Annotated in this window: 3 protein-coding genes; 2 read left to right on the plus strand and 1 reads right to left on the minus strand. The window is 29.5% G+C overall.

The annotated features are described in order from the left end of the window. Positions 1 to 448 precede the first annotated feature (448 nt). Positions 449 to 676, plus strand: coding sequence for a hypothetical protein (locus tag AB8B65_RS01290; RefSeq protein WP_405298982.1), 228 nt, complete (start codon positions 449 to 451; stop codon positions 674 to 676). A 110-nt stretch (positions 677 to 786) separates the two neighbouring features. Here the strand turns inward: AB8B65_RS01290 and AB8B65_RS01295 are convergent, their stop codons facing one another. Continuing rightward, positions 787 to 2,031: a WG repeat-containing protein gene (locus AB8B65_RS01295; protein ID WP_405298983.1), complete on the minus strand. Its 1,245-nt coding sequence runs from the start codon at positions 2,029 to 2,031 to the stop codon at positions 787 to 789. Positions 2,032 to 2,289: 258 nt separating this feature from the next. Between AB8B65_RS01295 and AB8B65_RS01300 the strand changes: the two genes are divergently transcribed. Next, the gene (locus AB8B65_RS01300) at positions 2,290 to 2,565 is read left to right on the plus strand and encodes a hypothetical protein (protein WP_405298984.1); all 276 of its coding nucleotides are present in this window, start codon (positions 2,290 to 2,292) and stop codon (positions 2,563 to 2,565) included. Positions 2,566 to 2,706: the final 141 nt, after the last annotated feature.

Consider the following 2,706-nt stretch of genomic DNA (forward strand, 5'->3'; position numbering starts at 1 on the left):
CAAAAGTATTGTCCGATTTCAGTTCAATTTGAGTACAAGCAAAGTAACTTTTTCCGCAATTTCCATATAAACCAATTGCTGATTTATTCGTAGAACACGAACCAAAAACAAGTAAAATTAAAATCAGTTTAATGTATTTCACGGGTTTTTCTTAAATGATGCACAACGGCTGGGCTATGGTTAGTACGGGAATTAAAATTACTGAATTTCCGATTAAGTACTTAGCCAAAACTTTTTATTTTATTTTGTTTTATCTTTTCATTTTTAAAGCCAAATTAAAAAGATTTGGCAGACTTCGTAAATATGCCTGAATCTTGAGTTAAGCGCTAAAACCCGTATTAATTATAGCTTTTGTGCCTGTTGCACAAGTCTAATATATTGATAAATTTCTTATCTTGAATAATGCGGGCAAAAAGTATACCAAGAACAGTTATTCAATAGTTTTCGTTTGAGCGAACGTATTCCAAAAAAGAGCATTTATCGTCGTTTACCTTCTGAGTTAGATGTAGATTATTTGTATAAACCTATCGCTTATAACTTGAAGAAATACCTGAAATTCATTACAAAAACGGCAAAAAGTGGAGTGAAATCACTTGGCTTGCTCATTTTAAAAATAAAGCCACTATCTAGTCGCTATATCTTGATTGTAAGCGGAGTTAATTTAGTAACTCAGTAACGAAAATCATAAGAAAGACACGCTTAAAAGTGCTAAGAATGCCTTGTTTTTATGAAATTATAGGGTTGTGCAAAGGTTACCGGTGTTAGCTGTAGGTTTTTTTTCTAAATTTATTCTGCAAATCGTATAATTCCATCACTTTCAAACCAGAGTTGTTTATATTTTATTGGAATTATTTCCTCTCCTTTTTTGTTTATATATCCAACTTTACCATCAACTTCTACATATGCTAATTCGTTAACGAAAGGAAGTGCCTTATCATAAATTGCTGGAATTTTAATTCTTCCTTTTTTGTTTATGAATCCATATTTTCCATTCTCTTCAAATAAAGCTAAATCATTGGTGAAGAAAGGATATTTGGTTTTTTTCAAATCGAATTTGACTTTAATCTTATTCTTTGTGTTAATACATCCATAGTTTTCTCCTTTTTTCACAAAAGCCAAACCATTTAAAAATGCAGTGGCATCATCATATTCAAATGGTATTTTAGTTTCGTTTTCTCTGTTAATAAAACCCCATTTCCCATCTTTTAATGCAGGTATTAAATTATCATTTATGTTAAACCCAACTTTATCATAGATTAATGGAATAACTACCTTACCTGACTTGTCAATAAATCCAAACTTTTTGTTATTTTTTACAACATAAAGTTCACTGTCATTGATGAAATAAATATTTTCAAATTTAGGTTGAATAATAACTTTCTCATCAATACTTACAAGGCCATTTAGTTTTTTTCGGTCTATTGTTTCTCGAAAAACTATAATAGAATCCTTATCAAAATAATGGCTTTGTATGTCAAATTTTAGACTTCGATTAAAAATAACGTTACCATTTGAATCTAATATGTGGCTTTTTTTATTTTCAGTTTGGCATTTAAAATGGTTGAAACCAAAGTTACTCACCATCGTATATTTGAATTCCGTTAAAGAATCGCCCTTACGGTTTATTAAACCGTATTTTCCATTCTTTTTTACAATACCAGTATTACCATAATAGAAGAAAACATCTGTGTAATTTTCCAGATAAGTTTCTTTACCATCTTTATTTACATAACCGTATAAAGAGTCTTTAATTACATTAGCATAATCACCATAAAACTCTGAAGCCATATTAAATTTAGGCTTAATTACTATTTGTCCTTTATTATTTAAATACCCTATTTTCGGATATTCTTTTGGTTGGATTTTATAGTATAATATTCTTAATAAATTATCAGATAACGAATTGCTTTCTGTTTTTTGAGGAACTCTACCAAGAAAATTAATTATATCAATATCAGCTTTTATTTTTTCTTGAGAGAAAGTCCAATTTATTGAGATTAATAAAAGAATGATTGTGATTTTGTTTTTCATATGAGGTTTTTTTTAACTTACAGCTAACGTTAAGTGTATGAAACGTAGCGTATAAATATATACAAAAGTTTCGGTTTATTACTGAGCCAAATCTGCGATTTGGCATTTATTTTTTTCTTTTTTTAATGCCAAATTGTAGATTTGGCGGACTTTGCAAATACATACGAACCTTTCGGTTTAGCTCTTACTAGCCATGTTTTATACACACTGTGCCTGTTTCACAAGTCTAAGATATTGATAAATTTCGTATCTTGAATAATGCAAGGCAAGAAAATCTATCAAGAAAAATTATTCAACAATTTTCAGTTAAGTGATCGCATTCCAACGGAGAACTTTCATCGTCGTTTATCTTCTGAGTTAGATTTAGATTATTTGTATAAACCTATTGGGTATAACTTGAAGAAATACCTGAAATTCATCACAAAAACGGCAAAAAGTGGAGCAAGATCACTCGCGTTGGTCATTTTCAAAATAAAGTCACTATTTGGTAATAATAGCTTGATTTTAAGCGACACTAATTTTAAGTTTCAATAGGAAAACTCATAAGAAAGACACGCTTAAAAGTGCTAAGAATGCCTTGTTTTTATGAAATTATAGGGTTGTGCAACGATTACCATTGTTGCCAGCAGTTTTTATTTTTTCGGTAAATACAATTTCATATTCCCAATTTCCAGT

It is taken from the genome of Kordia sp., from assembly GCF_045105435.1.
Classification (GTDB): domain Bacteria; phylum Bacteroidota; class Bacteroidia; order Flavobacteriales; family Flavobacteriaceae; genus Kordia.